The organism is Paraburkholderia tagetis (assembly GCF_022213065.1).
GTDB lineage: Bacteria > Pseudomonadota > Gammaproteobacteria > Burkholderiales > Burkholderiaceae > Paraburkholderia > Paraburkholderia tagetis.
Window position 1 is genome coordinate 1 of sequence record NZ_JAKLJA010000108.1, and the last position, 2,803, is coordinate 2,803.

The 2,803-nt window shown below is 63.0% G+C and carries 3 protein-coding genes; all 3 read right to left on the bottom strand.

What is annotated here, in order from left to right; translation table 11 throughout:
- Nucleotides 1-119 precede the first annotated feature (119 nt).
- Nucleotides 120-1,784, bottom strand: a complete 1,665-nt coding sequence (tnpC, locus tag L5014_RS38420; RefSeq protein WP_238469075.1) for an IS66 family transposase — start codon at nt 1,782-1,784, stop codon at nt 120-122.
- Nucleotides 1,785-1,872: 88 nt separating this feature from the next.
- A complete protein-coding gene (tnpB, locus tag L5014_RS38425) occupies nt 1,873-2,226 on the bottom strand; it encodes an IS66 family insertion sequence element accessory protein TnpB (RefSeq protein ID WP_238469076.1) in 354 nt (117 codons plus the stop codon).
- Nucleotides 2,226-2,717 (bottom strand): IS66-like element accessory protein TnpA, encoded by a 492-nt coding sequence (gene tnpA / locus L5014_RS39175; RefSeq protein ID WP_420800212.1) that lies wholly within the window; start codon nt 2,715-2,717, stop codon nt 2,226-2,228. The genes tnpB and tnpA overlap by 1 nt, the downstream gene beginning before the upstream one ends.
- Nucleotides 2,718-2,803: the final 86 nt, after the last annotated feature.

Here is a 2,803-nt window from a genome sequence, read left to right on the forward strand (position 1 = left end):
CGTAAGCGACGATTTCAGCACACGGCATGGCAGCTTGCGGGCAATTGAAGGTCGAGCGTAGCCGCGTCGCGGCGATCATAATCGAGCGGCGACGTTGGCGTGGAGGCGATGGAAGTCAGTCAGGGGGGTGTTGCTTTGGCCTGCTGCAAGCGGGCGTAATTGAATGGCAGCAGATCCGTGACGTCGGCGTCAGGCGCGCGCTGCGGCAACTCCGTGAGCACGTGCAGGAGATACTCATACGGCTCGACGTCGCAGGCACGGCACGTCAGCACAAGACTGTAGATCGTGGCGCTGGCTTTTGCGCCGTCAACTGTGTCGCTGAACAGCCAGCTTTTTCTCGACGTGGCAAACGGCCTGACGTCGCGTTCGCAGACGTTATTATCGATGGGGGCGCAACCATCGGTGACGTAGCGAATCAGATATTCCCACTGGTTTCGCGTGTACGCAATCGCCTTGCCAAGAAGGCTCTGGGGCGCGACTTTCGGCGCCAGTTCGTCGAGCCACGCCTTGAAGGCTTCGAGCACCGGCGCGCTGTGCTGCTGGCGCAACTGGTACGTGTAATCGGCTCGCGACTGACCATCGGGCAGATCGCCTTTGGCCAGCGCCTCGATCCGATACAGAATCTGGAAGTATTCGAGCGCCTTCGCTACGCGAGCATTCGGCGTTTTCGGCTTGCTGTCGTCACCGGCCTTTTTTTCTGCCGCCTTATCCGCCTTCACAAACAGCCTGCGCGCGTGCGCCATGCATCCGAAGTGCGTCGCCGTCTTGATCGTGCGCCAGGCGCTGTAGCCGTCGCTCATTAGCATGCCGCCGTAGTCACCGAGGAAGGCCTTCGGATGCTCCTGCCCGCGCCCCGGCTGGTACTCGAACAAGACCACAGGTTGCTCGCAGTTCTGGGCGCTGCGGTAAACCCACATGTAACTTTTGCTCTGTGCGGACCGGCCGGCTTCCTTGAGTACCTGAAGCGTGGTTTCGTCGCCGTGGATCAATGCCTGGGACAGCAAGACCTTTTTCAGCGCATCGTACAACCGCGCGTAGTGCAGCTCGCTGGGGCGAATGACCCAGTGCGCGAGCGTGCCCCGGCTCACCGGAACCTGCCAGCGCGCGAACGCCTCCTGCATCCGGTATAACGGCATGCCATCGACGTACTTCGCCGTCGCCACTGTCGCGAGTACCGACGCGTCGGCATGGCTGCCCGGAAGCGGCTGCACCGGCATCGGCGCAACCACGACCGGCGTATGCTCGGCGTGGCGCTCGCAGTGGCGACACGCATACTTCGCGCGCACGTTCTGGTGGACCGTCCACTTCGTCTCGACGTGCAGTTGTTCGCTGATGTCTTCGCCGATGCGATGCATGGCATTGCCGCAACACGGACAGCCGCGCTGGTCCTGCGGCAGGTCGTACTCGATACGCTCGCGTGGCAGATGAGCTGGCAATGGCTTGCGCCCGACCTTGCGGCGCTCTGGCGGACCGGCCGGAGGCAGACCGGTGTCGGGCATCTCGGGCAGGACACCCTCGTCATCTTCGTCGCCGGGCTCACTGCGGGCGAGCAATTCGGCCTCGTCGAACATGCGATCCTTGCGCTTCTCGCTTTTCGGTGCGAAACGCTCCGCTTCCAGCAGACGGACCTGTTCCTCAAGCTGTTCGATGCGCAGGCCCAGCTTGCCGATGTGCTGGTCCAGTTTGTCGATGTGTTGCGCGTCATCAGCGACGCGCGCCTCGAGGGCGTGGATGTAGCCCTGGACCGCCTTGGGTACGCGCTTGAGATCGGGGGTGTTCGTCATGCGCACCAGGATAGCGAAGTGCGGCGCGCCGTGGGTTTACGTCGGAATGTAAAAGGCGCGCCGCCGTTGGCTTCGCACAACAGGCGGGCTAGCTGGCGTGCAGGTAACGCCGCACGGGGTGGCGGCGAACCGCGTCGATGTCGATGCCGTCAAGCAGCCAGTGAAGCTGCTCCGTCGTCAGTTCGATCACCGCCTGGTGGCGGCGTGGCCACACGAAGTGGTCTTGTTCAAGCCGACGCAGCAGCAGCCAGAAACCCGTGCGCTCGTACAGCAGAAGCTTGATGCGATCACACTTGCGGTTGCGGAACGCATACACGGCACGCGCGAGCGGGTCCAGTCGCATCGACTCCTCGACCAGGGCGGCCAGGGTATTGATGCCGCAACGGAAGTCAACCGGCTCGCGGTGCAGGTAGACCCGAAGATCGTCAGCGAAGCGCAGCATCAGCGGCCCCTCAACGCGTCGATCATCGCGGTGAGCAGCGTCGTATCCTGCTGCCCGCATTCAAGCTCAAGGCTCACGCCGTTGGGCAACTGCGCAACCAGGCGCGAAGGCGGCGCTGGATGTTGCGAGGCCGTCATCGCCTCGCGTCGCATCGGGGGCGGCAGGACATCGGGCATTGGCCGCCTGTGGAGCGGGTGCGCAGGCCCGACGTCCGCGACTTCCAGCACCGGCACGAATGCCGCTGCATGTCCTGGTGTCGATCGTCGCTTATACCGCGAACCAGCCGGCTTGCGATCCAGGCTAACCCACTTGCGAAGCTGGTTGGCATTTACGCCAGCCTTCAGCGCAAGTCCCGCAACCGAGGCCCCGGGCCTTTGGCAGGCCTCTATGAGCTTGCTCTTGCCTGCGCGGTCGTACCGGTTCTTGCCGTTGGCCGTTTTACCGATTACCCGCAGCGGAAGAAAGTCAAAGTCAGTTTGTGTGTCAGTCATAAGTTGCGTCCGCAATGTTGAAGTTGCGGACGCAGCTTGATCCTCTTGATCCGGCCGCGCTAGGCGCGGCAGAAACTACCGCTTAC